The sequence below is a fragment of the Haliea sp. E1-2-M8 genome, assembly GCF_030649675.1.
Lineage (GTDB): Bacteria > Pseudomonadota > Gammaproteobacteria > Pseudomonadales > Halieaceae > Haliea.
Genome location: NZ_JAUTDR010000003.1, coordinates 173,377 through 198,897 on the forward strand (window position 1 = coordinate 173,377; position 25,521 = coordinate 198,897).

Consider the following 25,521-nt stretch of genomic DNA (forward strand, 5'->3'; position numbering starts at 1 on the left):
ACTCGGCTGATGCGTATCCTCCTGGTTGAAGATGACAGTTCCCTCGCGGCGGGCCTGCAGGCGGCCCTGGGCCGGGAGGGTTTTGCGGTAAACCATGTGGACTCGGGCGGACAGGCGCTGGCGGCTGTGCGGGCCGAGGTGCCCGATATGGTGGTCCTGGATTTGGGTTTGCCGGATATGGACGGGCTCCAGGTGCTGGCGAACCTGCGCGAGACCAACCGCGGTCTGCCGGTGCTGCTGCTGACTGCTCGCGATGGTGCCGAGGACAAAGTGAAAGGGCTTGATCGTGGCGCGGACGATTACCTGGCCAAACCCTTTGACATGAAGGAGTTGGCTGCCCGCCTGCGGGTGATGGAACGGCGCCTGTCGGCTTCCGCGGCGACCAGTTGCCTCAATGTCGGTAGCGTCGAGCTGGACACCGCCGCCCACACCGTTTCCGTGGCGCAGCAAGCGCTGGAGTTGCCGCGCAGGGAGTACATGCTGTTGAAGGCGCTGATGGAGAGTGCCGGCAAGGTACTCACCCGCGAAGCGCTGGAAAGCAGGCTCTACAGCTGGGGCGAGGAGGTGAGCAGCAACGCCCTGGAAGTGCACATTCACCACCTGCGGAAAAAACTCCCGGAGGACTTTATCAAGACGGTGCGAGGTATCGGCTACACCGTGCCGCGACGATGAAGTCAATCCGCACCTCGCTGGTGGTCATGCTGGTCGCGGCATTTACGCTGGTGTCCTTTGTCGCGGCACTCAATGGCTACCGCGCCAGCATGGACAAGGCCGAGATCCTGCTCGACGCCCAGCTGCGCTATGCCAGCGACATTCTCACCAGCATCGGACCCGGCTACAGTACCGAAGCCGACAGTGTCAACGGCGCCGAAGGTTTTGTCTTTCAGGTCTGGGATGGGGATTCGCTGCTGCTGCGCTCCGCCAGCGCACCGACCCGCCCCCTGACAGCGTTCGAGGATGGATATCGCTATGTCAATTTCGGCGGTTACCGCTGGCGTACGCTCACGGTTGCCAGCGGGGAGCAGCGCTGGAGTATGGTCGCGGAGCGCGCCGATGTGCGCTATCTGCTGGCGGAAAGTGTGGTCCTGGAATCGGTCACGCCGCTGTTGCTATGGCTGCCGGTGGCCGCGTTGTTGATCTGGGTGCTGGTGGGGTGGGGTCTGGCGCCGCTGCGCGACTTGAGCCGGCAGATCAACCGCAAGGCCAGCGATGATCTTGCTCCGCTACAGTATACGGAGCCGCCGGCCGAGCTGCGCCAGGTAATCGAGTCGACCAACGGTTTGCTGCTGCGCCTGGCTGCCGCCCTGCAGCGGGAGAAACACTTTGCCTCCCATGCCGCCCACGAACTGCGCACCCCGATCAGCGCGCTGAAGATACACCTGCACAATCTGGAAGGGGAGCTCGGGCCGAGCAGCGCCCTGACTCACGCCAATGCCGGCGTCCAGCGCATGCAGCATCTGGTGGAACAATTACTGGATCTCGCCCGCACCCAGCCCGAGTTGATCAAAGCCAATTTCCACACTATGGATCTCCATCTCCTCGCGCAGCGGGTGACGGCGGACTCCTGGCCGGAATTCGAGGTGCGCGGCCAGTCACTGTCGCTGACGGGCGAATCGGTACTCATGCAAGGCGACGAAGCCATGCTGGAAGTTCTGCTGCGCAACTTGTTGGATAACGCGCGCAAGTACACGCCCAGCGGAGGTGAGGTCGCGGTCTTCGCCGGCAGGCGCGCGAGCAGTGTAGTCCTGGAAGTGGCCGACAGTGGCCCCGGGATACCCCGGGACGAGCGTGAACGGGTGTTTGAGCGTTTTTACCGAGTGGGTGAACGGAGGCAGGGTGGTGTGACGGGAGCCGGCCTCGGGCTGGCGATAGTCCAGCATATCGTGCAGCTCCATGGCGCACGCATCAGCCTGGGTGACAGTGCGCTCGGTAGCGGTCTGGCGGTGACCGTCGAATTCGGAGCCGGAACCAGTGCCCATGAATAGACCCGCGCGGCTTTCACTGATGCTGTTGCTGGCCCTGGCCTGGCTGCCGGCGATGGCGAAAACGCCGATATTCGAGCTGGATATCCGCGATCACCTGTTCCACCCCGAGGAAATCCGGATTCCCGCCAACACCAAGGTAAAGCTGGTGGTGTACAACCGCGACCCGACCCCGGAGGAATTCGAAAGCTACGAGTTGAACCGGGAAAAGGTGATCATGGGTGGCAGAAAAGCCAATATCTTCATTGGCCCCCTGGCGCCCGGGGTGTATCCGTTTTTTGGCGAATTCAATCCCCGCACCGCGCAGGGCAGGGTGGTGGTCGAATGAGGCGTCGACATGTTGCTTAATTCGGTCATTCTGGTGTTGCGCGAGGTGCTTGAAGCCGCGGTGCTGGTCAGTGTGCTGCTCGCCCTGGCGCACACCGTGCGCCTTCGCAACCACTGGCTCTGGTACGCCCTGCCTCTGTCGGTGGTATGCGTGTTTGCCTATTCCTATTCCCTTGGCGCCCTTACCGAGGCGCTGGATGGCGCCGGCCAGGAAGTCACCAATGCCAGCCTGCAGGGAATGGTGTTTCTGCTGATCTTGCCCATTCTTTTTCTGTGTACCACGTTTCCACACTATGGCCAGCGCCGGCTCCTGGCAGCGCTCATGACCCTGGCGGTAACCTTCGCCATCGTTCGTGAGTGTGCCGAGATCCAGATTTACGTGCAGGCATTTGCTGCGGCTGGGGATCAGGCGCAGGCGGTGTGGGCGGGCAGCGCGCTGGGCGCGGGTATCGGGCTCAGTGCCGGGGTTCTGGTGTATGCCGCGCTGCGTGCGCTGGCACCCGTTGCATCGCGCCGCGCCTGCCTTGTGGCGCTGGGCCTGATTGGCGCCGGTATGGTGATGCAGGCCACGATGCTGCTGGAACAGGTCGACTGGCTCCCTTACCAGACGCCAATGTGGGACAGCTCGCGGTTTATCAGTGAGCAATCGTTTCTCGGTGAATTGTTGTACGCGGTGCTGGGCTATGAGGCCACACCCGGGGCGCTGCAGGTAGCGCTGTATGGCGGCAGCCTGCTGCTTGCCTTGGGCGCCGTGGCGGCGGGTTGGAAATGGAGGATGTCTCGTGAAGCAATTGCCTAGACTGGCGCAGGGCGTGGCACTCTGCTGCGTGCTGCTGCCGCTGCAGGGCCTGGCCGATGGCAGTGTCATCGACAAGATCTATCACCCTTACGTGAATCAGCTCGAGTGGGAACTGGAGTGGCGAGCGGTGCAGCAGCGCGATGACCCGGTCACCGGGGAGGCGCGCTACCAAACCCACAAACTCGGCCTTGGCCGGGCGGTTGCCGAGTATGTATTTGCGGAAATCTACCTGATCGGCGAGGCCAGCGCCGATCGCAGTCTGCAGGTGCGGGCCTGGGAGGCGGAAGTGCTGTGGCAGATGTCGGAGCAGGGGGAGTACCTGCTGGATTACGGCCTGCTCTTCGAATTGGAAAAAGCCCGCGACGATGACATTTGGGAATACGCAACCACGCTCCTGCTGGAGCGCGAGTTGGGCCGTTTCAGCGCCACGGCCAACCTGGGACTGGTCTACGAATGGGGCGACGATATTGCCGATGAACTGGAAACCACGGCCGCGCTGCAGGCCCGGTACCGACATTCGCCCCTGCTGGAGCCGGCGCTCGAACTGTACCTGGGCGAGGACACCCGGGCGCTGGGCCCGGTCCTGCTGGGGATGACCCGCATCGGTGAGCGCCAGTCCCTGCGCTGGGAAGCGGGCGTGATCTGGGGGCTGGATCACAGCACGGCGGACTACAGCTTTCGCGCCCTGCTGGAATACGAGTTCTGAGCCTGCCGGGTCCGCTGTTGCTAGAAGGATGACCCCGGTTCACGCAGGAACGCGATTTCCTCCGCGCTGGACTCGCGCCCGAGGATGGCGTTGCGGTGGGGGAAGCGACCAAAACGCTCGATGATCGCCCGGTGGCGCAATGCGTAGTCGAGAAAGCCGTCGAAAGTATCCCGCTCGGTATCTGCTGCAGTGGCAGCCAGGTGCTGGAACAGGGCGACGGCGCGGTGCTGGTGTTCCAGGTCTTCGGCGTGCTCCAGAGGCAGGTAGCAAAAGACGCGCTGGATGGGCCGCAGCTGCTGGTCCATGCCCCGGGCGAGACCCTCCAGGCACAGCGCCCTCGCCACCGGATCCAGGGCGAAGGCCCGGGGTGCATCGCGGTAGATATTGCGCGGAAACTGGTCGCAGAGAATGATCAGCGCCAGCCAGCCCGGTGTCGAGCTGCGCCAGTGGTCCAGTTCTCCCGCTCCGGCGGCAATAACTTCGGGCTCGAACTGCTCGCGAATGGCGGCGTCGGTCTCTGTATTTTTTGCCCACCAAAGCTGTTGCTGACCCCTGGCGACGGCCGCGTCATCGTCGCTGTCGCCAAACCAGTAGTCGAGAATGGCGTCGATACCGTTCACTGCAGCAAACCGTTGCTGCGTTCAACGCGAATGTCGTGCACGGTCTGGGTTACGGGGGCGCCGAACTGATTGAAAATGGCCACGTCGGCGGCGTCGCGCCCATAGCCAACCACGATGTAGCCGCGCTCGCGTTTGACCTGGGTTGCATCGAAGGTGTACCAGCGGCCGCCAACGTAAACTTCAAACCAGGCGTGCATGTCCATGGGCTCAAGGTTATACAGGTAACCCACCACCATGCGCGCGGGAATGCTGAGGCTGCGACACAGGGCGATACCCAGGTGGGACAGGTCGCGACAGACCCCGGACTGGCGCAGGTTCACTTCCACCGCAGACTCGGGATATTCGCTGCTGCCGGGAAGATAGCGGATGCTGCGCCGCAGCCAGTCCTCGATCGCCGCAACCTGGTCGTAGCCCAGCAGATGCCCCGCGGTGATCTCCCTGGCCATGTTGAAAAAACGATCGGACTCGCAGTAGCGGCTGGGCAGAATGTAGCTGAGTACTGAATCCGGCAGATCCTGTACCGGGACACAGGGCGCCCCGGGTGCGACATCAATCTTGTCCAGGGTCATGACTTCCGCGGCGGCATGGATGCTGAACTCGCCCGGCGGAGCAATCAGACGCTGGCAGTAGTTGCCGTAGCCATCGGTGAACTCCGAAACCGGCACACTGGGGGAGATGCGGTATTCCTCGCGCGCGACCCATTGCTGGGGGCCGCGTCGGGGCCGCAGCATCAGCATGAAGGGGGTGGGCTCGATAATCTCGAAGGAGAGATCGCAACTGGTGTGGAACCACATGCCGGGAAACCGCCGCGTCTGAAGCTGAAAACCCACTGTAGCAAAACACGCCAGGATTTACGTCCTGTTTTCAGCGTGGCCGAATCAGGGCGCGGCGACAACCGCGTCAAGGTAGTCCCCGTAGCCCGCAGCCTCCATTTCCTCCAGCGGAATAAAGCGCATGGCCGCGGAGTTCATGCAGTAGCGCAGCCCGGTAGGAGCAGGGCCGTCGTCGAACACATGGCCGAGGTGGGAATCGGCATGGCGACTGCGCACTTCCGTGCGGGTCATGAAAAACCTGCGCTCGCTTTTTTCCACAACCATGCTGCTGTCAATGGGCCGGGTAAAGCTGGGCCAGCCGGTACCGGAGACATACTTGTCCCGGGAAGAAAACAATGGCTCCCCGGATACGATGTCGACGTAGATGCCCGCCCGCTTTTCGTCCCAGTAGGGATTGTTGAACGGCCGCTCGGTGCCGTCTTTGCGCGCCACTTCAAACTGTTCCCGGGTAAGCTGCTGCTTCAGCGTGGCATCATCAGGGCGGCTGAAAGTGGCGGGGTCAAAACCAGCGCCGTCGGCGGGGGTAGTGCTGCTGGTCTTTTCCATGGCGGCGGGCTCCGGGTTGAAGCGGGTGAAATCAAGAGTCTGCTCATTGCCCCAGACTTCGTCGATAAACTGGTAGCGTCCCGAGTTGAAGGTGTAGAACTTGTACCGCAGCGGATTTTCCTTGTAGTAGTCCTGGTGGTAATCCTCCGCCTCGTAGAAGGCGGTCAGCGGGCTGATTGCGATCACCACGGGCTTGTCATAGCGTCCGGAAGCGTCGAGGGCGGCTTTGGATGCCTCGGCGAGCTGCCTTTGTTCGTCATCGTGATAGAAGATCTCCGGGCGGTACTGGCGGCCGCGATCGACGAACTGGCCATCCGCGTCGGTCGGGTCCATAAAGCGCCAGAATCCCTCCAGCAGTCCCTCGTAGGTGATTTGCCGCGGGTCGTAGTACACCTGAACGGCCTCGGTGTGGCCGGTTCGCCCACCCGAAACTTGCTTGTAGGTGGGATTTTTTTCGCTGCCGCCGCTGTAGCCGGATACCGCCTCGACCACCCCGGGAATCTTCTCGAAGCCCTGCTCCACACACCAGAAGCAGCCTCCGGCAAAGGTTGCCACCGCCAGTCCGGATGTCTCCGGCGCGTAGCGGGAGCCGGCCTGCGCAGTTCCCCCCACGGCAACCAGCAGGGCTGCCAGTGCCAGAGCGGCGAGCATGCCCGCCGTCGTCAGTTTTGCCATCATTGCTTTCTCCTGAAGATGTGCCGTGTAGACGTCGAAGTCGCAGGCTCAGATTGTCCGACAGTGGCAGAGACCGAGAGTTCGGTCGTACCATGTAGAGGGCCGGTGCAACAAGAGGGGTGAACCATGACAGTATCTGCGCACAAGCTGCCTGACACCATGCGAGCCATGGTGCTGGAGCGCCCGGGCGAAGCGCTGGTTCTGCGCGAGCGGCCAGTACCTGTGCTGCAGGACAAGGGTCAGGTCCTGCTGCGGGTGCGGGCCTGCGGCGTCTGCCGCACCGACCTGCATCTGGTCGACGGTGAACTGCCCGATCCGCTGCTGCCAGTGATTCCCGGCCATCAGATCGTGGGGGAGGTGGTGGCGACGGGTGCAGGGGTGAGCCGGTTCCGGCGGGGCGACCGGGTTGGCGTGCCTTGGCTCGGTTTTACCGACGGCAGCTGCCGCTTCTGCCTGCGCGGCCAGGAAAATCTGTGTCCGGAGGCACGTTTCACCGGTTATACGCTGGATGGCGGCTATGCGGAATATGCCCTGGCAGATGCCCGCTATTGTTTTCCGCTGCCGGAGGCGGCGCAGGACCTGGCCCTGGCGCCCCTGCTATGCGCCGGCTTGATCGGCTACCGCACCTGGCGCCTGGCAGGCGGCACTCGCCCGCAACGGCTCGGCATTTACGGCTTTGGTGCCGCCGCCCACATCATCACCCAGGTCGCGGTATATCACGGCCAGGCCATCTACGCGTTTACCCGCGAGGGTGATAGCGAAGCCCAGGCATTCGCCCGCAGGCTCGGGGCGGTGTGGGCCGGCGGCAGCAACACCGAGCCGCCTGAGGTGCTGGATGCGGCCATGGTGTTCGCGCCCGCGGGTGAGCTGATGGTGACGGCACTGGAGCATGTTGACCGCGGTGGCACGGTGGTCAGCGGCGGCATTCACATGAGCGATATCCCATCCTTCCCCTATCACCTGTTGTGGCAGGAACGCACCCTGACTTCCGTGGCCAACCTGACCCGGGCAGACGGCGAAGAGTTCCTGGCGCTGGCGGCCGCCATTCCGGTACATACCGAGGTCACCACCTACGCGCTGGAGGATGCCAACCAGGCCCTGGAGGATTTGCGCCAGGGCAGGTTTACCGGTGCCGCGGTGCTAGTGGTGTAAGGGCTATTTCAGCAGCGACCCCAGCAGGCCGCGAAACAGTTTCCTGCCCAGATTGCTGCCGGCGGCGGAGCCCAGGCTGCGCGCCATGCTTTTGATGAAGGCTTCACTGGTGCTCTGGCGGTTGCTGCTGCGCTTGCTGCCGGCCCCGGCGCGCTTCCCCAGCGCCTCCTGGTCTTTGGCGGACTGGCGGGCGGCGGTGCGCTCCAGCAGGATCTCGTGGGCTGACCTTGGGTCCACCGCGTCCCTGTACAGCCGCTGGTTGGGGTCGTGAGCGAGAATGGCGCTGCGCTCCTCCGCGGTGGCGGGCCCCATCCGGGAACTGGGAGGTCGCACCAGCACCCGCTGCACCGGCGCAGGTATGCCCTTGGCCTGCAGGGTGGAGACCAGCGCTTCGCCGACGCCCATTTCCGTGATCGCGGTTACGGTGTCCAACTCAGGGTTTTCGCGGAAGGATTGGGCGGCGATCCGCACCGCCTTCTGCTCTTTCGGGGTATAGGCCCGGAGGGCGTGCTGGACCCGGTTGCCGAGCTGGGCCAGCACCGCGTCGGGGATATCGCCGGGGCTCTGGCTGATGAAATAGACGCCTACGCCCTTGGACCGGATCAGGCGCACGACCTGCTCGATCTTTTCCAGCAACGCCCTGGGCACGTCGCGGAACAGCAGGTGGGCCTCGTCGAAGAAAAACACCAGGATCGGCTGCTCCGGGTCGCCGAGCTCCGGCAGTTCCTCGAACAGCTCCGACAGCAGCCAGAGCAGAAAAGTGGAATATACCCGGGGATTCTGGATCAGGGTGTCGGCTGCCAGCAGATTGATCACGCCGCGGCCGTCGCGGGTGGTCTGCATGAAGTCTTTCAATTCCAGCGATGGCTCGCCGAAAAAGACCCGGCCGCCCTCGCGTTCCAGCATCAGCAGGCGCCGCAGAATGGCGTTGACCGACGCCCTGGCGACGCCAAAGCCCGGGCCCAGCTCGTCGCTGTGTTCGCCGACATATTCCAGTGTGGTGCGCAAGTCCGCCAGGTCCACCAGCAGCAAACCCTCGCTGTCGGCAAACTCGAACACCACGGTCATCACCCCTTCCTGAGTATCATTCAGATCCAGCAGGCGCGACAGCAGCTGCGGCCCCATTTCGGTGACGGTGGTGCGTATCGGCGTCCCCAGTTTGCCGAAGAGGTCCCAGAAGGCGACCGGAAAGCCGCGCTGCCGGTAGTTCTCCATGCCGATGAATTGGACCCGCTCAGCCACTTTCGGGTGCGGTGTGCCGGCTTGGCTGATGCCGGACAGGTCGCCCTTCACATCGGCCATGAACACCGGCACCCCGAGGTCGGAAAAACCCTCCGCCAGACACTGCAGGGTGACTGTCTTGCCGGTACCGGTGGCTCCGGCAATCAGGCCGTGACGGTTGGCATAGCGGGGTAGCAGCGAAACCTGGCCGGCGGCGTTGCCGCCGATGAGAATATTGTCTGTCATTGCGCTGATGCTATCCCTTTTTCTTGTCTTTGCTGGCCAGCTTGGGTTTTACAGAAGCCCTGGCTTTGGTGCGCGCCCTGGGAGCTTTTGCTTTGGTTTTTGCTTTGGTTTTTGCTTGGGTTTTGGTCGCGGCGGTTTTCTTCCCGGCGGCTGCGGCAGGTGTCTTGCGGCGCGCGCGGGCCTTTCCGGCTGGAGCCACGTTGCGCGTCCCCGCGAGTTCCTCGAGTTCCTGCAGGGAGCTCTCCAGGTAGTCGATGATGCGCTGCACCTGGGGTACGGAGCGGCGGCAGGCGACAATCCCGAAATCCAGCTGCTTGCGGTAACTGACCAGGGTGATGTTCATCGCGAAGCCATCGAAGACTATCGATGCCGGATACATGCCTTCCAGGCTGGCGCCGTTCCAATACAGCTGTTCCCGTGGGCCGGGCACATTGGAGATTACGGTGCTGAAGGCGGGGAACCTGCCCGCCAGCCCCAGTGCCGAGCCCAACAGGGCGGGTACCTGGGTCACCTGCATGAACAGGGTGGCCTCGCGGCTGGTCATGCTCCTGAGCAGGCCCTTGCCCGCAGCCATGGAAGCCTGGATTTTGCGCAACCGCTGTTCCGGATCGAAGATGTCCGTCGCCAGGTCGGCGGTGATGTACGCCACTGCGTTGGACGAATCGAGATCCGTTTCCTCGCGCAGGGAAACCGGCGCCATGGCCTTCAGGGAGTGGGGTGGGCGTTCATTCTGACTGGCAAGGTAGCGCCGCAGCGCGCCCGAGCACATCGCCAGGACAATATCATTCACCGTGGCATTGGTCGCCTTGCACACGCCCCGTACCCGCTCGAACTCGAAGGACTGGGCAACGAAGCGGCGTGCTCCGGTGACATTGGTGTTGATCGAGGTGTGCGGTACCTCATGCCAGGGGACCGAAAGATTGCCGCTGCGGCCAAAGAATGCGCCCCCGAACTGGCGGAAGGCACTGACCAGGTTGGCGGTGGTGTCGTATTGCTGGCGCAGCACCTCCATTACATTCTTGAGTTCCTTGCCCCGGGGCTCCACCCGCGGCGCCCTCCGCGCCAGCTGCTGTTTTTTGTAGGCCTCGTAGGCGGCGAAAGACAGGGGAGAGTGTTTTGCCCTGGTGCGCGCGTTTCTGGAGTACATGGCGTTGACCATGTGCATCGCCGAGGCGCCATCAACCGCTGCGTGGTGCATCTTGCTGTAGAGTGCAAACTGGTTGTTCTGCAGCCCCTCGATCAGGTGAATCTCCCACAGCGGCCGGTTGCGGTCGAGCAGGGTGCTGTGCAGGCGCGACACCAGCATGAACAGCTCCCGGTAGCGGCCGGGCTGGGGCAGGGCGGAGTGGCGGACGTGGTAGTCGATTTCCAGGTGACTGTCGTACTCCCAGTACAGCCGCAGTGGCCCGGCGCGGCCCGTAGTCACATATTCGCCGAAGGGCCGCCGGTATTCTTCCTGCACGCGCAGCACTGCCAGCACCTCCTGCAGGAACTGCCGCTGGTTCACCCCCTTGGGGAAGTTGAACAGGTGTAATCCGCCCACATGCATGGGGGTCTCGCGCTTTTCCATCATCAGGAAGCCGGCGTCGGCGAGGTTGACTGCGCGCATTGCTTTTAACCCCTGTTATTGTAAGTTCGGATCAACGATAGACTGTAAAACCCCGCGGGGGAAGCCCCGGCTTGCCCTCCTAAAGCCAGCGGATTTTCCGGAACAGCGCCAGCATGCCGACTACCAGCGCGAGCATGACTCCGAGTACCGCAAAGTAGCCATAGCGCCACTGCAATTCCGGAATATGCTGGAAATTCATGCCATACAGGCCGGCGATGAACGTTATCGGGATGAACACCGCGGTGATGATGGTCAGGATCTTGATCGTGTTGTTCAGGTTGTGGGAGGTGATGGAGATGTGGCTTTCCACCAGGTCGCCACAGATTTCATAGTACATGTGGCACAGGGTATACAGCCGCTCGCAGCGGTCGTACAGGTCCCTGCGGACGTGGTGAGTGTGGTCCTTGCCCGTGCCAAGGTGGGCGGTGCCCCCGTGCAGGATCTGCTCGGCGAGCGCCCGGTGGTAGTTGAAGATCCGGTGCAGCTTGCGCAGGCGTGAACGGTAGACGACCAATTCCTTCATCACCGTGTCTGTTTCGTCGGCCAGCAGTGCGTCTTCGAGGCCGGCGAGGGTGTCCTCGAACTCCATCAGTTTTTCGAGGTAACGGCCGCCGACGTAGTGCAGGATGCGCATGGCAAGAATATTGGGCGTTTTCAGCAGTTTCTGTTCCTGCTCGCTGTCCCAGAAATGGCGCACGCTCACCGCATGCCCGGGGTGGGCCGTGATCAACAGCCTTTCGCTGACCCACATTCCGACCGCCATGGGTTGCAGGTTCAGCTCCTCGTCCATGCCGCTCATGCCGCGGAACAGGATGAAGGTATCGTGATCAAATTCCTCGACCTTGGGCGGGTGGCGCACCCGGGAGCAATCGGCGATGGCCAGCCGGTCACACTTCAGGGACAGCAGCAGACCCTGGATTTCGGCGCTGAGTTCCCCCTCGATGTCCAGCCATAGTATGCTGCCGCTTTGCTCTCGCCACTGATCGATCAGGCCCACGTCACCGTGCTGGTACTGGCCCTGCGCTGAGAGCAATTTGGTTTTTATCATTCGCTGCAATCTCCCCGGGGAATTCATACATGGAAGAGCTTAACCGAATCCTGCAGACGCCTCTAATCGTTTTCGGCGACATCAGCATCAGCCTGGTGCAGATTTTCACGGTGCTGGCTTTTGTCGTGATCGGGGTGATGCTGGTGCTGTGGTCCGGCGGCTTCCTGCGCAGCCGGATGAGCAAGCGCGGTGTCGATGTCAATGTCGTCCAGCTGGTATCGCGCGCCTGGCTGATCCTGGGCATGGTGATCGTTGCCATCTCCACCCTGGACCTGCTGAGTGTGCCACTGGCGGCGTTTGCCTTTGTCTCGGGCGCGGTTGCCATCGGCTTTGGTTTCGGGGCCCAGAACATCATCAATAACTTCATCAGCGGCTGGATCCTGATGTGGGAGCGGCCGATCAAGATCGGGGATTTTCTGGAGCTGGGGGAGGCACGAGGAACCGTCGAGTCGATCAACACCCGCTCTACCCGCATCCGCCGGGTGGACGGCGTGCACCTGCTGATTCCCAACAGTCAGCTGCTGGAAACCACGGTGACCAACTGGACTCTGGAAGATGACCTGGTGCGCACGTCCATTCGGGTCGGTGTCGCCTATGGCTCGGATGTCCGGCTGACTGAGTCACTGTTGTACCAGGCAGCGAACGAACACCCGGATGTTCTGGAGGAACCCGTCAAACTGGTCCTGTTCGACAATTTTGGCGACAGTGCCCTGGAATTTGAGCTCAATGTGTGGATCCACTCGACCGCCGAGCGCGGGCTAAGAATGATCCGCAGCGATCTGCGCTTCCGCATTGACGAACTGTTTCGGGAGCAGGGGATCGTAATCGCGTTCCCGCAGCGGGATGTCCATCTGGGCGGGCAGTTGCGCCTTGTGCGGGAAGAGGCAGTCAGCGCAGGTCAATCAGACTGATTGCCCCGCGCACCTCGCCGAGACTGTAGCCGGTGGCACTATCCTCCGGATAATACGCGGCAAGGGCTTTCTTTACCGGTTCCGCCAAGTCAGTGCCATGGCACATCAGGCACACGGGCTCAACACCCTGGGCCTGCATGTAGCGATACTGGCCGTCGACCTTGCGCCCGTAGTTCAGCGCCTGGGCCGGAGTGCCTGCGGCCTGCTCCGCGCTGAAACGCTCAAGCACTTCCTGTTCCCAGGCATCCGGCACTGCCCGCTCCCTGTTGCGCGGTTGCAGGCTCACCCGGCGCACACTCCAGCCGGAGCTGGCGCTCAACTCATCCATCAGGGCGGGCGCAATGTTGGCGCACACGGCGGTGGCGCGGCCGGGGCCGCCCTCGGCAATGGCCTGCTGCAGCTGTGGCTTCAGTTGCCCCACAAACTGCTGCACCACCGCTTTCGCCGCAGCCTCCACCGCTGCGGCATCGCCAGCTGTGCCGCGGGGCTCGGCGCAGGCCAGGGTGGTTGTCGCCGCGATGGCCGTTATCCAGATTCTATGCATGATGTCATCCTCTGCGGACTCACCGTGGTTAGTATAGTCCGCCAGTCGATTCTGCTCATGGTCTGGCGCAGGTTGTTCCTGTCAGTGACACATAATCTGTCCGGTTTTATAGCACATACGCCAACCACCCAAATCAGAATTTGGCAGGGCGGTATTATTAGAATGGCTGAATACACTTAGCGGGCCAAAGCACGTACAACTGCAATGGACGTGAGCGGGTGGTGCTGCCCGAAATACATGGGAGGAACCACCAGCGACGGCTTGACGAATTTTTTCACCGCATGGATCGCGCCCAACACGCTGTACTCTGTGGTGAAAACGATTCCGTCGGGAATCTCTACAAACTGCCCAAGGAGCGCGAAGTTCTTTGAACCCGCCGGCACCACCGCAGGCCGGTCGCCCCTGGCTCTGCTGAGGAACTGGCTGGTGCTGTAGGGCAGCATGCAGGGGATGCAGGTGGAAGTATCGAGGATCTCGTTCTTCTCCCCCTTGTCCTGGTCGAACTGCAGGTGACCCAACAGCTCCTCCAGGATCTCGCGACCTGTGCACTCAGGCATGGTCTTCTTCACGAACGTGCCGATGTTGTTGGACCCCAGCGCCGTCACCCAGATGACGCAGGTATCGCGGGGTTGGTCGGGGAACAGGGGCTGGCGGTACGTGTGGAGGTGCAGGATCCACGGTGACGCTGTGATCGGCAGCGGGCTCTGACGACCCATCTGGCGCTCCACCAACCACTCGAACTTGCGCTGGAACAATCCGCCGCGGAAGGTGACGGTAAAGGTCATCATCGTGGACTGCGAGATGTCGCGGAGGAACTGCTCGGGGCGGCCGAAGTCGGGTTGCTTGGCGGCGATCTTCTTCCACAGCGTCCAGGCCCCGCCGAGGTTCTGGGCGTTGAGCGCGGGCTGGTCCACCGGGCGGTCGTGGGTGCCGAACGAGGCATTGCTGACTATGGAGCCGATGGTCAGGAAGACGAGGTCGGTGTTGCGCACCGGGATGGAAGGCTTGGACCTTCCACTCCCGGTCTCGAGGTGGATCCTCTCAATCCACCTCTCCTTGCCGCCGGAGTCAACCTTGAAGTCTACGTTCGAGATTCTACAGTTGTAGTGGAAGTTCACGCCCTTCTTCTGCATGAAGCCCAGGGCGGGCAGTATAAAAGAATGGAAGTTGGTATAGCGAGTACGTTCCAGGGCGACCATTGTGTTCATGTTCGGCATTTCGTGAAAGAAGAGGTGCATGTAGCGCTTCATTTCCACCGCTGAATGCCACGGCTGAAAGGCAAAAAGTGCTCGCCACATGTACCAGTAATTGCTGGTGAAAAAAGCCTCGCCAAAAATATCCGTGATCCTTGCACCGTCTGGAATCAGGAACTCGGGTGTGGCTAGAAGTCTTGCCATCTTCAGTTTTTCAGCCGTGTTCAGACCCAGTTGATATCCGGTGTCCTTCTTGCCGTTCGCATGCAGAAGGCGAACGACCGTGTGCACTCTGCATTCTTCCAGGTTCCGCTGGTGGTCTTGTAGACAGGATTCATTATCGTTGTACGGTATAATTGACCACAGTTCTTTGGTGCAGGGATATACCTTGTCTTCAAACATGCGGCTGCCTTGCATGAAGTACGCCGGCTGGTCGTTCACCATCATCTCTGAGGCATCACAGCTTCCTCCAACAAGATCCTTGCTGCGGTTTTGCTCAAATATATGGATATTGGATGGATTAAAGTCCGCCTTCTGGATCATATACATCACAGCAGCAATGGAACCCAAGCCAAGACCATTAAGATAAACGTTAACAGAAGAATCTTCTTTCTTTGCCATTTAGGTGAACCTCTCCCTTCTTTCAAGCTTCTCGGTAATGATCACAAGACTGACACCGAAGGAGAGTGGTCAATCGCCCGCGACTATACCGAACTCGCGTAACAGTGCGCCGATCTGGGTTTTGTCGAGCCTTTTCATCAGCAGATTGCGCAGGAAAGCAGGCCCCGGGATGTCGATCTCCTCGCCGTCCCGCAGGCGGCCGGTTGCGGACAGAAGCATGCGAATGTCGTAGGTGGAGTTGAATACTTCCGGCACACCGCGCTCGACGTTGAGCAGTGTGTAGACCGCCTCCATCGGCGTTCGTACGGAGTACTCGGTGGTGAAGATGCAGTCCCGCTCCCTGGATTCCGCGAACTGGCCGATAAAGGCGAAGTTGACGGCGCCCTCAGGCACCACATCCGGGCGATCACCGGCCTGGCGTGGCATGAAGAAGGCGGTCACGTACGGCATCATCACCGGCATGGTTATCGCACCAGTTGCGGCCAGTTCGGGGATGTCCTCGACCGGCACCCCCAGGTGGTAGAGCCATTCCCGGGTGATCTCTTCGCCGCTGCAGTCCTGCATCGGCTTCTTCACGTAATCGCCGGGTTTCTCTACGAACAGCGCGTACACCCAGACCACGATCTGGTCCTTGGGTTGCTGCTTGAAGTGCGGCTGCCGGTTCACCGTCCAACTGAGCAGCCAGGATGAGTCCTTTGCGGTCACGATGCCGCCAGTGACGACCTTGCCACTGAACGGATCGCGCCTGGCGATTTTCCCGATGTACTTCGGGATGCGTTCGTCGAGCGTGGTGACGGTTGCCGACTCCCACTTGGTCTCGGGTATATGCATGCCGAACACATCCGGGCGGCCGAACGCCGTATCCTTTGCGGCGATGCGTCGCCACAGATCCCAGGCTGGTGCAGGACCCACATTGAGTTTCGCCGGTGTGTGGTGGTCACCGTTGTCGGAGTTCTCGGTGAGCGAGCCGATGGTCATGAACACCAGATCGTCGGGGCCAAGATCGACGCCGCCTGCAACGGCGTTCCTGCGCCAGTGTATGCGGGTAGCCTGTTTGCGGCCGGGTGCGATGTTGAAATCGACATCGGTCACCTCGGTCCCGTAATGGAACTCCACGCCATGATCCAGCAGCCACTTGACCAGCGGCAGCACCAGCGACTCGTACTGGTTGTACTTGGTGAACTTCAGCGTGGAGAAGTCCGGCATACCGCGGATCTGGTGGATGAAACGGTGCAGGTACCGCTTCATCTCCAGCGCCGAGTGCCACTCCTGGAAAGCAAACATCGTGCGCCAGTACAACCAGAAATTGCTGCTCAGGAATTCCACCCCGAACACCTCGTTGATGCGCGTGTTCTCCATCTCCTCGCGAGTGGCGAGAAAGAACTTGATGATCTCCTTCTGCGCCTGCTCGCTGAGCGTGAACAGGCCGTCGGTATGCGCGTCTTCGCCGCAATTCATAGTGGCGCGCTGTAAGGATGAGTTCGGATCGTCCTTGTCGAGCCAATAGAACTCGTCGATCACGCTGGCACCTTCGATCTCCAACGACGGGATCGATCGGTACAGGTCCCACAGGCATTCGAAGTGCTCTTCCATCTCGCGCCCGCCGCGGATCACAAAGCCCTTGGTCGAGTCCTTGATGCCGTCCAGCGCACCGCCGGGCAACTGTTGCTGCTCCAGGATGGTGATCCGGTTGCCCGGCATCTGGCCGTCGCGGATCAGGAAGGCCGCACCCGCCAGTGCCGCCAGGCCTGAGCCGACAAACCAGGCCGTCTTGTTATCAACGCCATCGGGCTTGCGCGGGCGGGCGAACGCTTCGTAGTTGCCGCTGCTGTAGTACATGGGGTTTTTCCTCGTCGAAGTTGCGGCGCAAGCTTCCGACTATACCTGCGTGTTCGTCTGTTCGGTGTCGTACGCCATCAGCCCCGAGACACTGGTCAGCAGGATCGCCCATCAACATGGCGCAGGTCTTTCTCCGCAGCCGCCGATCAAGTGCACTATACTGCGGGCATGGTGGGCAGGATGGACAGTGTAATGACGTCAACCCGTTGCGGCTTACTGCTGTTGTTGCTGGTGTTGGCATGGCCGGCACGGTCAGAGGTGTGGGTGGTCGATATCGAGGGCGCAATAGGTCCCGCCAGCGCCGATCATATGCGGCGCTCACTGGACAAGGCCGTCGACGCCGGCGCCATCGCGCTGGTGTTGCGGATCGACACCCCCGGCGGCCTGGATACCGCGATGCGCGACATGATCAAGGCCATACTTGGGTCAACGGTCCCGGTCATCGCGTACGTTGCTCCCAGCGGCGCTCGCGCCGCCAGCGCCGGCACCTATCTGCTTTATGCGAGCCACATCGCCGCCATGGCGCCCGGCACCAACCTCGGTGCCGCCACCCCGGTGCAGATCGGCGGTACACCCGCTCTGCCGGGTATGCCCGGTTCGGAGGAGAGGCCGGACGAGTCGCCGGATGGTGACGGCCAATCTGCGCCGGCAAAGGGCAGTGCCATGGAGCGCAAAATCGTCAATGACGCGGTGGCCTATATTCGCAGTCTTGCCCAGCTCCGCGGGCGCAACGCTGACTGGGCCGAACAGGCGGTACGCGAGGGTGTAAGCCTTGCGGCCGCTGACGCCCTGGAAGCCGGGGTGATCGACCTGGTGGCGAACAACATGGCGGAACTGCTGGCGCAGCTGGATGGGCGGCAGGTCACTGTAGGCGAGACCGCGGTAACCCTGCGTACGGCGGACGCCCCCGTATTCCACCAGCCGCTGGACAGGCGCAGCGAATTTCTCTCGGTGATCACCAACCCCAATATCGCCTATATCCTGCTGATGGTCGGGATCTACGGCCTGGTGATTGAGTTCTACAATCCCGGGATTGGCCTGCCCGGCATTGTCGGTGCCATAAGTCTGCTGATCGCCCTGTATGCCTTGCAAATGCTGCCCATCAGCTATGCCGGCATGGGCCTTATCCTGCTTGGCATCGCCCTGATGGCGGCAGAGGCCCTTGCCCCGAGTTTCGGGGTCCTCGGGCTGGGCGGCGTGGCGGCCTTCGTCACCGGCTCGGTCATGCTCATGGATACCACGCTGCCGGCCTTCCAGCTGGCGCTGCCCATGATTGTCGCCGTGACCGTATTCAGCGCGGGGCTGCTGGTCTTTGCTCTGGGCATGATCTTGCGGTCGCGCAAGCGCGCGGTCGTAGCCGGCGTCGAGCATTTGCTGGGTGCCACCGTACCCGTAATCCGGGTGGAGGGCGGCGATGCGTGGATCTGGCTGGATGGCGAAAGCTGGCACGCCCGTAGCGATACGCCGTTGGCGCCCAATGACAGAGTCACAGTAACCGCGATCGACGGCCTTACCGCCATCGTGCGCAAACAGGCGGTCGCAGCCGCAGAGGAGTAAGCGATAATGTTCGAGCTACAAACGTTTGGCGGTGTCCTGGTGGTGCTGGTTATTGCGCTACTGCTATCCATGTTCAGGGTACTGCGCGAGTACGAGCGCGGCGTGATTTTCACGCTCGGGCGATTCTACAAGGTCAAGGGGCCGGGTCTGATCATCATTATCCCCATTCTGCAGCAGATGGTGCGGGTGGACCTGCGCACCCTGGTGATGGATGTCCCGACCCAGGATGTCATTTCCAGAGACAATGTCTCGGTGCAGGTCAACGCCGTTATCTACTTCCGCGTGGTCGATCCCGAGCGGGCGATCATCCAGGTCGAAAATTATCTGGAGGCCACCAGCCAGCTATCCCAGACCACCCTGCGCTCGGTGTTGGGCCAGCATGAACTCGATGACATGCTGGCGGAACGCGACCGTCTCAACGATGATATCCAGAAAATCCTCGACAAGCAGACCGAGGCCTGGGGTGTGAAGGTCGCCAATGTGGAGATCAAGCATGTGGACCTGAACGAGTCCATGGTCCGGGCCATTGCCAAGCAGGCTGAGGCCGAGCGGGAACGGCGTGCCAAGGTCATCCACGCCATCGGTGAAGCAGAGGCGGCGGAGAAACTTGCCGAGGCGGCGAAGATGCTGGCCACCGAGGAGTCCGCCATCCAGTTGCGTTATTTGCAGACGCTGGTGGAAATTGCCGGCGACAAGAGTTCCACCATTGTCTTCCCCCTGCCGGTGGATATCATGAAAAAGTTTACCTGAAACCGACGAGAGACTGTATGCAGTGTATTGAAATCAGCCAGCCCGGCGGGCCCGAGGTTCTGCTCCCGGCCGAGCGCGAGGCCCCCCGGGCCGATACCGGTGAACTCCTGATCGAGGTTGTGGCCGCCGGGGTCAACCGCCCCGACGTCATGCAGCGCCGCGGCCTGTATCCGGCGCCCCCCGGTGCCTCGGACCTGCCGGGGCTGGAGGTGGCGGGTACCGTGGCGGCGCTGGGTGCAGGCGTCTCCGGCTGGCAAGTCGGCGACCGGGTCTGCGCCCTCACCAACGGTGGCGGCTACGCGGAGTACGTTACCGCGCCCGCCGGGCAGTGCCTGCCGGTGCCGGAGAGTCTCGACCTGGTGGCGGCGGCGGGCCTGCCGGAAACCTGCTTTACCGTGTGGACCAATGTCTTCGACCGCGGCCGCTTGCAGCCCGGGGAGAGCCTGCTGGTGCATGGCGGCAGCTCCGGCATTGGTACCACCGCGATCCAGATAGCCTGTGCGCTGGGGGCTACGGTCTATGCCACAGCGGGCAGCGAGGAAAAGTGCACGGCCTGCGTGGAATTGGGCGCATCCCGGGCGGTGAATTATCGGGAGGAGGATTTCCGCGAGGTGCTTGATACGGTTACGGAAGGTGCGGGCGTGGACGTGATTCTGGACATGGTGGGCGGCGACTACATCAACCGCAATATCCAGCTCGCCGCGGTCGATGGTCGGATTGTCAATATCGCCTTTCAGGGCGGCTTCGAGACCACGGTCAATTTTGTGCCGGTGTTGCAGAAACGCCTGACCCTGACGGCGTCCACCCTGCGGCCACAGTCAGCCGAGGCCAAGGCGGCGATTGCGACGAGCCTGCGCGAACGGGTCTGGCCGCTGCTGCAGCAGGGCAGGTTCAAGCCGGTTATTGCGGCCACCTTCCCCCTGGCGGAGGCGAGTGCTGCCCACGAGCTGATGGAAAGCAGCCGCCATATCGGCAAGATTATTCTACAGGTTCGCTAGCCGGCGGCAGCCCGGTTTCGGTGGCCTTGGCCCAGGCCTGGAATTCTGCATACTCCGACGCCAGGGAATCCGGGATCCGCTCGTAGGCATCGGCGAAGCTGCGCAGGTCCGGGTTGCAGATAAACGCCATGGACTCGTCGCTGGTACCGCCTTCAATACCGAAATCGGTATACAGGGTGTTGAGGTCCCGCAGGTTTTCGCAGGCCAGCATCAGCTCGTAGCCCGTTACCCCGACCACTACTGCCCAGCCCAGGTAAGGAACGGCGCCGGCGGGCAGGGAGCCGACGTTGGCCGCGGCGCTCTGCACGGTGCGCTGGCGAATGGCGGTTCCGGTCGCCTGTATCCGTTCGCCCACTTCCTCGTTGCGGGCCTGCGCTATTGCCAGCTGCTCGCCCTGTTCCCGGTAACGCTCCTGCATCTGGCTGTGGACGGTAATGATGCCGGCATCCTCCAGCCGGCCGGAGAGGGCGGCGTTGGCGCTGCTCGAGGTCAGCGTCAGGAAATTGCTGACCAGCAGCACCGGAATCAGTATGACCCATGCAATCAGCGTGAAGAACTTGCCCATGACCTGTGCTCCCGTAGAGTTGTTGTTGTAGTTCAGCTAAATAGCCACGGCACCAGTTCCGCGCGGTTTGCCACCACGATTTGCTGCGCCATGGGATCATCCTGCGCCGCATCCGGGTCAATATGCAACAACTTGAGCGCATAGGGCACCAGCTTGCCGCGTACGGTGATTGTCAGCGCACCGTCCTGCATGCCGTAATCGGTTTCCACAACCTGGCGCTGATCCTCGCGCAGGCGCGGGTCGGCGATGATGCGGATGGTCACCCGGCTATTCCACTCGCTATCGCCTTCCAGGCCCCGCTCCGAGTCCTCGAGGATCTCGGGAACGTCCCGAAAGCGGCTGAGGACAAAGTCGCGGTATTCCTGGTTCTTCTCGCACCAGGCCCGGACGTGCCAGCGCAGGCCGGTGTAGACCAGGGTGTGAGGGACAATGATGCGGCCTTCCCGGTCCGGGTGCTGGATCGAGACATAATCCACCTCCAGCCGCTTCTGTTGCCTGGCGGCCTGCATGATCGGCCGCAACACTTCCGGTCTGACATCCCGCACCGGCACCGACAGCACCTCGACATTGGCCACGTTCAGGGCCAGGGATTCGAAGACGTTGGACAGCTCGTTGTTGCGCGCCATCAGATGCAGGTACTCATCCGCCACACCCTGGGTTACTTGGGGCGTAAACTCCGCCGCGGGTGTGTAGCCCTTGAGGGATTTGTCGTAACGCAGATTGCCCGGGCCGATCTGGCGAATGTAGCGGTTGATGTCCTTGCTGGCCTGCTGCCGGCCAATGCCGAAGGTTTCGCAGAGATGGCGGGTGGTGAGGCGCCCCTCCCAGAGGACAATGGTTTCGATGAAGCGGTAACGGACCAGCAGGTCCCAGCGGATGGGCCACTTGCCGTGGCTGGCGGTGATCACGCGGTAGCAACTCCCCATGCCGGCAGAATGCCTGTATCGTACACGGACATGTCGCCCGCGAATATAGAGCAAACCGCAATGACACAGAGCAGGCCCAACCTGGGGGACCTCTACCGGTTGGCAGCACAGTTGGAACAGGACCGGGAACAGCCCGTGGCGGCACTGCGGGAGCGGGATCGAGCCGTGGCGGCCGAGCAGGCAGACGCGGCAGCGCTGCCGCGTCTGCTGCACTGGCTGGATACGGTTTCTCCGGCAGTTGCGACTACGGTCCTGCAGCCTCTGTCGGAGGCATCGGCTGCATTGCTGGCGCGCTTGCTGGCGCTGCTCGCCGGCTTCGCTGCCATGGCCGGCTTCCTGCTGGGGAGTGAACGCGCCCTGGTGAACGTGTTCCTGTTCCTGGCGCTGTTTGTGCTGCTGCAATTTCTGCTCAGCCTGCTGGCCGCGGTGATGATGTGGCGCACGGTCCGCGGCCATGTGCCGATGGCGCTGCCGCTGCATCCGGGGCGCTGGATCGTGCAGCGCAGCCTGCCGGACCGGCGTACCCTGCGGGAAGCCCAGCCGGTACTGCGGATGCTGTTCCTGCGCTACGGCCAGGAGTTGGGCGCCCTGTTCACCCTGGGTGCGGCGCTGGCCTTTCTGCTGGTGCCGGCTCTCGGCGAATTCAGCTTTGTCTGGGGCTCCACCTTCAATCCCGGAGCCGGCCTGGTGCAGCGCCTGACCGAAACCCTGGCGCTGCCCTGGTCAGCCTGGTTGCCTCTGGCCACCGTGCCGTCAGAGGTGGTGGCGAACAGTCGTTTTCACCCGGCCACGGTTGCCCTCAACCGCAGTGACATCGAGAGTATGCGCGGCTGGTGGCCTTTCCTGTGGGCCTGCCTGCTGGTGTATGCGCTGCTGCCCCGCCTGCTGCTGTGGGTTCTGTCACGGTTGTTCTCCCGGCGCCTGTTGGCGCGCAGTTTTCTGCATTACCCCGGCGCCGAACAGGTGCTGGCGCGGATGCAGGCGCCGCTGGTCCGCACGCGCGCCACTGAGGCCACGGGTGCACCGGCTGCCCTGGAGCTGGAACCGGCACCGCTGGGAATAGCGGCCACCGACGCCAGCCTGCTGCTGCTGGATTACGGCGGCGCCCTGGGCCCGGGCGGTCCTGCGGATTTCGAGGAACTGATGACGGTGCCCCCCGGGCAGGTTCTGGTGGTTGGTGCCGCCGCGCTGCAGGATGATCTTGCCCGGCTGGCGGAATTGCCGGTGGCGGCCAGCGAGCGGCTATTGCTGGTGGTGAAGGCCTGGGAGCCACCCCTGGGCGAGCTGCGTGACCTGCTCAAGCCACTCGCCGCTGTACCGCGCTGCACGGTTTTGCTGGCGCCGCTGCCGGGCAGGGCGATTCCCCACCGCAAGGTGGAAGACTGGCGCAGCTTCGCCCGTTCGCTGCCTTTTGCCAGCGTCGATGTGCAGCTCCTGAATCGGGTGCAACGCTGATGGCAGCCCCGCTGATGGCCGCCCCACTCTTCGCCGTGGTCGGACGCCCCAACAAGGGCAAGTCCAGTATTGTCGCCACCCTGGCCCGGGACGACTCGGTGTTCATTGATGCCCGGGCCGGTTCCACCCGCGACGCCCGCGAGTTTCCCATGCGGGTGGACCAGGAAATCCTGTATGTGCTGGTGGATACTCCGGGGATCCAGCGTGCCAGAGCGGTGCTGGACTGGCTCCAGGCCAACAGCGCGGATGCCTCCTCGCGTCCCGCCGCGGTCCGCCAGTTCGTGGAGGAACATCGCGCAGACCCACGCTTCCACGATGAATGTGAGCTGTTGCGGCCGATCGTCAACGGCGCCGGTATCATCTATGTGGTGGATGGCTCGGTCCCCTTCAGTGCGGACTATGAAGCGGAGATGGAGATCCTGCGCTGGACCGGGCGCCCCAGCCTGGCGCTGATCAACCCCATCGACAGCGACGATTTCGCCGCGGAGTGGACCGCGGGCCTGGGCCAGTACTTTCGCACCGTGCGCGAGTTCAACGCCCAGCGCGCAGAGCTGACCAAACAGCTGGAACTGTTGGAGCTGTTCGGGCATCTGGACCCGGACTGGCGCGACTCGCTGGCGCGGGCCGTGGCGGTGTTGCGCGATGAGAGAGCGGGTCAGCACCGCGCTGCCAGCCTGCTGATTGCGGATCTGATTGTCGAGGCGATTACCTTCGAGACTTCGCAGAAGGTGCCTCGGGGCTTGCCCCAGGAGCCGGTCCAGGCGCTGTTGTTCAAGCGTTACCAGCACCATCTGGCAGAGCGTGAGCGGCAGTGTCGGCGTCGGGTGGAGGAGGAATTCTCCTGGACGAATCTTAACCGTACCGAGGAGGGGTTGGCGCTGGAGGAGTCGGAGCTGTTCAATGTCGAGGACTGGTATCTGTGGGGTCTGGATCGGCGCTCCCTGCTGACGGTCGCGGGTTCGGTGGGGGCGATGGTAGGCGGTGGCACCGGCCTGGTAATCGACGGCGCCACTGGTGGCCTGCTGGGCGGCCTGGGCACTCTGGTGTCCGGCGCACTGGGCGCTGCCGGCAGCGGTATTGCGGCGATGCGCTATGCCAACGACATCGGCGAGATCCGGGTCCGGGGCATCCCCACTGGCGGCAAGGAACTGCACTACGGCCCCGCCCGCAATCTCAATTTCCCCTTCGTGGTGCTGGGCCGCGCATTGCTGCACCATCAGCTGCTGTGCAGCCGCACCCATGCCGACCGCAGTCCCTTGAACCTGCGCGGCGAGCTACTGGCCAACCTGGATGACGGCCTGCGGCGCCAGTTCGGGCGCCTGTTCGCCGACCTGCGCCGGGGCAGAAAAATGACGGAGCGCCGGGAGCAGCTGGCGGCGCTGATCGAACAGCAGTGCCTGCAGCGCGATCGCTGAACCACCATTGAGAGGTTTGTGCCATGAGCCCGACTAAGAAACCCCGCCGCGCCCGCCGCTCCCCGGCACCCGAAAGTACCGCCAGTTCCCGCGCGCGCCGAACGGCGCTGATTACCGGTGCGTCCGCAGGGATAGGCGAGACCCTGGCCTGGCTGATCGCCGCGGAGGATTACGACCTGATTCTGGTCGCCCGCAGCAAGGACAAACTGGAGGCCCTGGCGCAGGCCCTGCGCGAAAGCCACGCCATTGCCGTCACCTTAGTGCCGTTGGACATGGCAGCCAGCGGCAGTGCCCGCAAGCTGTGGCTGGCGGTGCAGCGACAGAAGCTGGCAGTGGATGTGCTGGTCAACAACGCGGGCGTGTTACAGCATGGGGCGTTTACCGCAATGACGCCGGCGGAGCATCAGGCCATGGTTCAACTCAATGTGGCCGGATTCACCGACCTGCTGGCCCATTTCGTGCCCCCTATGGTAGACCGCGGCTCTGGCCGGGTGCTCAACGTGGCGTCGATCGCCGCGTTCCAGCCCATTCCCAGCCTGGCGACCTATGCCGCCACCAAGGCCTATGTGCTGTCGCTGTCCGAAGCGCTGGGGGAGGAACTGCGCGGCAGCGGTGTAACCCTGACCACCCTGTGCCCGGGCATCACCGCTACCGATATGGTGGCCAGAGCCCAGGCGGGGTCCAGCGCGCTGCGGAACCTGCCGGCTATGGTGATCTCGGACGTGCAGGAGGTGGCGGAGGAAGCCTGGCGGGCCTGCCTGAAGGGGCAGGCCATTGTCGTGCCGGGGACTCTCAATCTCGCCACCACCCTGGCCGCACGGGCGACCCCGAAGTGGCTGGTGCGTCGCCTCACCGGCCTGCTGGGGCGCACCACCCTGTCACTGCCGCGCCGCTCCTCCCTGTAACTGCTGGGCCGCTCCTCCCTGTGGGAGCCCGCTCCGCGGGCGATCGCGCGGGGACCGCGCTCCTACAGGGAAGCACAT

At 62.8% G+C, this 25,521-nt stretch carries 24 protein-coding genes; 13 read left to right on the forward strand and 11 right to left on the reverse strand.

All coding sequences use genetic code 11. The features are described 5' to 3' along the window. The first annotated feature begins 9 nt into the window (after window positions 1-9). Genes Q6D67_RS03880 through Q6D67_RS03900 form a run of 5 tightly spaced genes read left to right on the forward strand, consistent with a single transcriptional unit; the run spans window position 10 to window position 3,814 of the window. Window positions 10-672 carry a response regulator transcription factor gene (locus Q6D67_RS03880; RefSeq protein ID WP_304704259.1) on the forward strand — a complete coding sequence of 221 codons (663 nt, stop codon included), beginning with the start codon at window positions 10-12 and terminating at the stop codon, window positions 670-672. Then, a complete protein-coding gene (locus Q6D67_RS03885) occupies window positions 669-1,985 on the forward strand; it encodes a cell wall metabolism sensor histidine kinase WalK (RefSeq protein WP_304704260.1) in 1,317 nt (438 codons plus the stop codon). The genes Q6D67_RS03880 and Q6D67_RS03885 overlap by 4 nt, the downstream gene beginning before the upstream one ends. After that, on the forward strand, window positions 1,978-2,310 hold the full coding sequence (locus Q6D67_RS03890; RefSeq protein ID WP_304704261.1) for a cupredoxin domain-containing protein: 333 nt from the start codon (window positions 1,978-1,980) through the stop codon (window positions 2,308-2,310). Before Q6D67_RS03885 ends, Q6D67_RS03890 begins: the two co-directional genes overlap by 8 nt. Window positions 2,311-2,319: 9 nt before the next feature. Beyond that, window positions 2,320-3,108: an FTR1 family protein gene (locus tag Q6D67_RS03895; protein ID WP_304704262.1), complete on the forward strand. Its 789-nt coding sequence runs from the start codon at window positions 2,320-2,322 to the stop codon at window positions 3,106-3,108. Next, window positions 3,092-3,814, forward strand: coding sequence for a hypothetical protein (locus Q6D67_RS03900; protein WP_304704263.1), 723 nt, complete (start codon window positions 3,092-3,094; stop codon window positions 3,812-3,814). The genes Q6D67_RS03895 and Q6D67_RS03900 overlap by 17 nt, the downstream gene beginning before the upstream one ends. A 20-nt stretch (window positions 3,815-3,834) precedes the next feature. Here Q6D67_RS03900 and Q6D67_RS03905 read toward each other — a convergent pair whose 3' ends face one another. The 3 genes from Q6D67_RS03905 to msrB all read right to left on the reverse strand — a co-directional run bounded on the left by Q6D67_RS03905 (window position 3,835) and on the right by msrB (window position 6,491). Next, a complete protein-coding gene (locus Q6D67_RS03905; RefSeq protein WP_304704264.1) occupies window positions 3,835-4,434 on the reverse strand; it encodes a DUF924 family protein in 600 nt (199 codons plus the stop codon). Continuing rightward, window positions 4,431-5,228 carry a transglutaminase family protein gene (locus Q6D67_RS03910; protein WP_304704265.1) on the reverse strand — a complete coding sequence of 266 codons (798 nt, stop codon included), beginning with the start codon at window positions 5,226-5,228 and terminating at the stop codon, window positions 4,431-4,433. The genes Q6D67_RS03905 and Q6D67_RS03910 overlap by 4 nt, the downstream gene beginning before the upstream one ends. Window positions 5,229-5,312: 84 nt before the next feature. After that, the gene (gene msrB / locus Q6D67_RS03915) at window positions 5,313-6,491 is read right to left on the reverse strand and encodes a peptide-methionine (R)-S-oxide reductase MsrB (protein ID WP_304704266.1); all 1,179 of its coding nucleotides are present in this window, start codon (window positions 6,489-6,491) and stop codon (window positions 5,313-5,315) included. 123 nt (window positions 6,492-6,614) lie between these two features. Between msrB and Q6D67_RS03920 the strand changes: the two genes are divergently transcribed. Then, window positions 6,615-7,640 (forward strand): zinc-dependent alcohol dehydrogenase family protein, encoded by a 1,026-nt coding sequence (locus Q6D67_RS03920; protein WP_304704267.1) that lies wholly within the window; start codon window positions 6,615-6,617, stop codon window positions 7,638-7,640. Window positions 7,641-7,643: 3 nt separating this feature from the next. On the opposite strand, the gene Q6D67_RS03925 is transcribed toward Q6D67_RS03920, so the two are convergent. From Q6D67_RS03925 to Q6D67_RS03935, 3 genes are all read right to left on the reverse strand, one after another. After that, complete coding sequence (locus Q6D67_RS03925) at window positions 7,644-9,107, reverse strand: helicase HerA-like domain-containing protein (RefSeq protein ID WP_304704268.1); 1,464 nt, start codon at window positions 9,105-9,107, stop codon at window positions 7,644-7,646. Window positions 9,108-9,117: 10 nt separating this feature from the next. Then, the gene (locus tag Q6D67_RS03930) at window positions 9,118-10,716 is read right to left on the reverse strand and encodes a wax ester/triacylglycerol synthase family O-acyltransferase (RefSeq protein WP_304704269.1); all 1,599 of its coding nucleotides are present in this window, start codon (window positions 10,714-10,716) and stop codon (window positions 9,118-9,120) included. Window positions 10,717-10,795: 79 nt separating this feature from the next. Further along, complete coding sequence (locus Q6D67_RS03935; protein WP_304704270.1) at window positions 10,796-11,764, reverse strand: magnesium transporter CorA family protein; 969 nt, start codon at window positions 11,762-11,764, stop codon at window positions 10,796-10,798. Window positions 11,765-11,793: 29 nt separating this feature from the next. On the opposite strand from Q6D67_RS03935, the gene Q6D67_RS03940 reads away from it, so the two are divergent. Continuing rightward, window positions 11,794-12,675 carry a mechanosensitive ion channel family protein gene (locus Q6D67_RS03940; protein ID WP_304704271.1) on the forward strand — a complete coding sequence of 294 codons (882 nt, stop codon included), beginning with the start codon at window positions 11,794-11,796 and terminating at the stop codon, window positions 12,673-12,675. On the opposite strand, the gene Q6D67_RS03945 is transcribed toward Q6D67_RS03940, so the two are convergent. The 3 genes from Q6D67_RS03945 to Q6D67_RS03955 form a co-directional block, all read right to left on the reverse strand. Next, window positions 12,653-13,219, reverse strand: coding sequence for a DUF3365 domain-containing protein (locus Q6D67_RS03945; protein WP_304704272.1), 567 nt, complete (start codon window positions 13,217-13,219; stop codon window positions 12,653-12,655). The two genes, Q6D67_RS03940 and Q6D67_RS03945, sit on opposite strands and share 23 nt — an antisense overlap. Before the next feature lie 176 nt (window positions 13,220-13,395). After that, on the reverse strand, window positions 13,396-15,033 hold the full coding sequence (locus Q6D67_RS03950) for an oleate hydratase (protein WP_304704273.1): 1,638 nt from the start codon (window positions 15,031-15,033) through the stop codon (window positions 13,396-13,398). Between the two features lie 69 nt (window positions 15,034-15,102). Beyond that, window positions 15,103-16,872 (reverse strand): oleate hydratase, encoded by a 1,770-nt coding sequence (locus Q6D67_RS03955; RefSeq protein ID WP_304704274.1) that lies wholly within the window; start codon window positions 16,870-16,872, stop codon window positions 15,103-15,105. A 192-nt stretch (window positions 16,873-17,064) separates the two neighbouring features. Between Q6D67_RS03955 and Q6D67_RS03960 the strand changes: the two genes are divergently transcribed. Genes Q6D67_RS03960 through Q6D67_RS03970 form a run of 3 tightly spaced genes read left to right on the forward strand, consistent with a single transcriptional unit; the run spans window position 17,065 to window position 20,177 of the window. Then, on the forward strand, window positions 17,065-18,429 hold the full coding sequence (locus Q6D67_RS03960; protein WP_304704275.1) for a nodulation protein NfeD: 1,365 nt from the start codon (window positions 17,065-17,067) through the stop codon (window positions 18,427-18,429). A 6-nt stretch (window positions 18,430-18,435) separates the two neighbouring features. After that, complete coding sequence (locus tag Q6D67_RS03965) at window positions 18,436-19,179, forward strand: slipin family protein (RefSeq protein WP_304704276.1); 744 nt, start codon at window positions 18,436-18,438, stop codon at window positions 19,177-19,179. A gap of 17 nt (window positions 19,180-19,196) precedes the next feature. Beyond that, window positions 19,197-20,177: an NAD(P)H-quinone oxidoreductase gene (locus tag Q6D67_RS03970; protein WP_304704277.1), complete on the forward strand. Its 981-nt coding sequence runs from the start codon at window positions 19,197-19,199 to the stop codon at window positions 20,175-20,177. Here Q6D67_RS03970 and Q6D67_RS03975 read toward each other — a convergent pair. Together Q6D67_RS03975 and Q6D67_RS03980 are read right to left on the reverse strand one after the other, a co-directional pair. Beyond that, the gene (locus Q6D67_RS03975; protein WP_304704278.1) at window positions 20,158-20,742 is read right to left on the reverse strand and encodes a hypothetical protein; all 585 of its coding nucleotides are present in this window, start codon (window positions 20,740-20,742) and stop codon (window positions 20,158-20,160) included. The two genes, Q6D67_RS03970 and Q6D67_RS03975, sit on opposite strands and share 20 nt — an antisense overlap. A gap of 32 nt (window positions 20,743-20,774) precedes the next feature. Further along, window positions 20,775-21,650 (reverse strand): WYL domain-containing protein, encoded by an 876-nt coding sequence (locus Q6D67_RS03980; RefSeq protein ID WP_304704279.1) that lies wholly within the window; start codon window positions 21,648-21,650, stop codon window positions 20,775-20,777. Between the two features lie 78 nt (window positions 21,651-21,728). Between Q6D67_RS03980 and Q6D67_RS03985 the strand changes: the two genes are divergently transcribed. From Q6D67_RS03985 to Q6D67_RS03995, 3 genes are read left to right on the forward strand one after another with little or no spacing between them, the layout of a single operon-like run. After that, complete coding sequence (locus Q6D67_RS03985; protein ID WP_304704280.1) at window positions 21,729-23,123, forward strand: DUF2868 domain-containing protein; 1,395 nt, start codon at window positions 21,729-21,731, stop codon at window positions 23,121-23,123. Further along, complete coding sequence (locus tag Q6D67_RS03990; protein ID WP_304704281.1) at window positions 23,123-24,538, forward strand: DUF3482 domain-containing protein; 1,416 nt, start codon at window positions 23,123-23,125, stop codon at window positions 24,536-24,538. The genes Q6D67_RS03985 and Q6D67_RS03990 overlap by 1 nt, the downstream gene beginning before the upstream one ends. A gap of 23 nt (window positions 24,539-24,561) precedes the next feature. Next, the gene (locus Q6D67_RS03995) at window positions 24,562-25,443 is read left to right on the forward strand and encodes an SDR family oxidoreductase (protein WP_304704282.1); all 882 of its coding nucleotides are present in this window, start codon (window positions 24,562-24,564) and stop codon (window positions 25,441-25,443) included. Window positions 25,444-25,521: the final 78 nt, after the last annotated feature.

Bases quoted from the DNA above. Each gene is read 5' to 3' on its own strand.
- Q6D67_RS03880 (WP_304704259.1), top strand. From the start codon at position 10: ATGCGTATCCTCCTGGTTGAAGATGACAGTTCCCTCGCGGCGGGCCTG.
- Q6D67_RS03885 (WP_304704260.1), top strand. From the start codon at position 669: ATGAAGTCAATCCGCACCTCGCTGGTGGTCATGCTGGTCGCGGCATTT.
- Q6D67_RS03890 (WP_304704261.1), top strand. From the start codon at position 1,978: ATGAATAGACCCGCGCGGCTTTCACTGATGCTGTTGCTGGCCCTGGCC.
- Q6D67_RS03895 (WP_304704262.1), top strand. From the start codon at position 2,320: ATGTTGCTTAATTCGGTCATTCTGGTGTTGCGCGAGGTGCTTGAAGCC.
- Q6D67_RS03910 (WP_304704265.1), bottom strand. From the start codon at position 5,228: ATGTGGTTCCACACCAGTTGCGATCTCTCCTTCGAGATTATCGAGCCC.
- msrB (WP_304704266.1), bottom strand. From the start codon at position 6,491: ATGATGGCAAAACTGACGACGGCGGGCATGCTCGCCGCTCTGGCACTG.
- Q6D67_RS03920 (WP_304704267.1), top strand. From the start codon at position 6,615: ATGACAGTATCTGCGCACAAGCTGCCTGACACCATGCGAGCCATGGTG.
- Q6D67_RS03925 (WP_304704268.1), bottom strand. From the start codon at position 9,107: ATGACAGACAATATTCTCATCGGCGGCAACGCCGCCGGCCAGGTTTCG.
- Q6D67_RS03930 (WP_304704269.1), bottom strand. From the start codon at position 10,716: ATGCGCGCAGTCAACCTCGCCGACGCCGGCTTCCTGATGATGGAAAAG.
- Q6D67_RS03935 (WP_304704270.1), bottom strand. From the start codon at position 11,764: ATGATAAAAACCAAATTGCTCTCAGCGCAGGGCCAGTACCAGCACGGT.
- Q6D67_RS03940 (WP_304704271.1), top strand. From the start codon at position 11,794: ATGGAAGAGCTTAACCGAATCCTGCAGACGCCTCTAATCGTTTTCGGC.
- Q6D67_RS03945 (WP_304704272.1), bottom strand. From the start codon at position 13,219: ATGCATAGAATCTGGATAACGGCCATCGCGGCGACAACCACCCTGGCC.
- Q6D67_RS03950 (WP_304704273.1), bottom strand. From the start codon at position 15,033: ATGGCAAAGAAAGAAGATTCTTCTGTTAACGTTTATCTTAATGGTCTT.
- Q6D67_RS03955 (WP_304704274.1), bottom strand. From the start codon at position 16,872: ATGTACTACAGCAGCGGCAACTACGAAGCGTTCGCCCGCCCGCGCAAG.
- Q6D67_RS03960 (WP_304704275.1), top strand. From the start codon at position 17,065: ATGACGTCAACCCGTTGCGGCTTACTGCTGTTGTTGCTGGTGTTGGCA.
- Q6D67_RS03965 (WP_304704276.1), top strand. From the start codon at position 18,436: ATGTTCGAGCTACAAACGTTTGGCGGTGTCCTGGTGGTGCTGGTTATT.
- Q6D67_RS03970 (WP_304704277.1), top strand. From the start codon at position 19,197: ATGCAGTGTATTGAAATCAGCCAGCCCGGCGGGCCCGAGGTTCTGCTC.
- Q6D67_RS03975 (WP_304704278.1), bottom strand. From the start codon at position 20,742: ATGGGCAAGTTCTTCACGCTGATTGCATGGGTCATACTGATTCCGGTG.
- Q6D67_RS03985 (WP_304704280.1), top strand. From the start codon at position 21,729: ATGACACAGAGCAGGCCCAACCTGGGGGACCTCTACCGGTTGGCAGCA.
- Q6D67_RS03990 (WP_304704281.1), top strand. From the start codon at position 23,123: ATGGCAGCCCCGCTGATGGCCGCCCCACTCTTCGCCGTGGTCGGACGC.
- Q6D67_RS03995 (WP_304704282.1), top strand. From the start codon at position 24,562: ATGAGCCCGACTAAGAAACCCCGCCGCGCCCGCCGCTCCCCGGCACCC.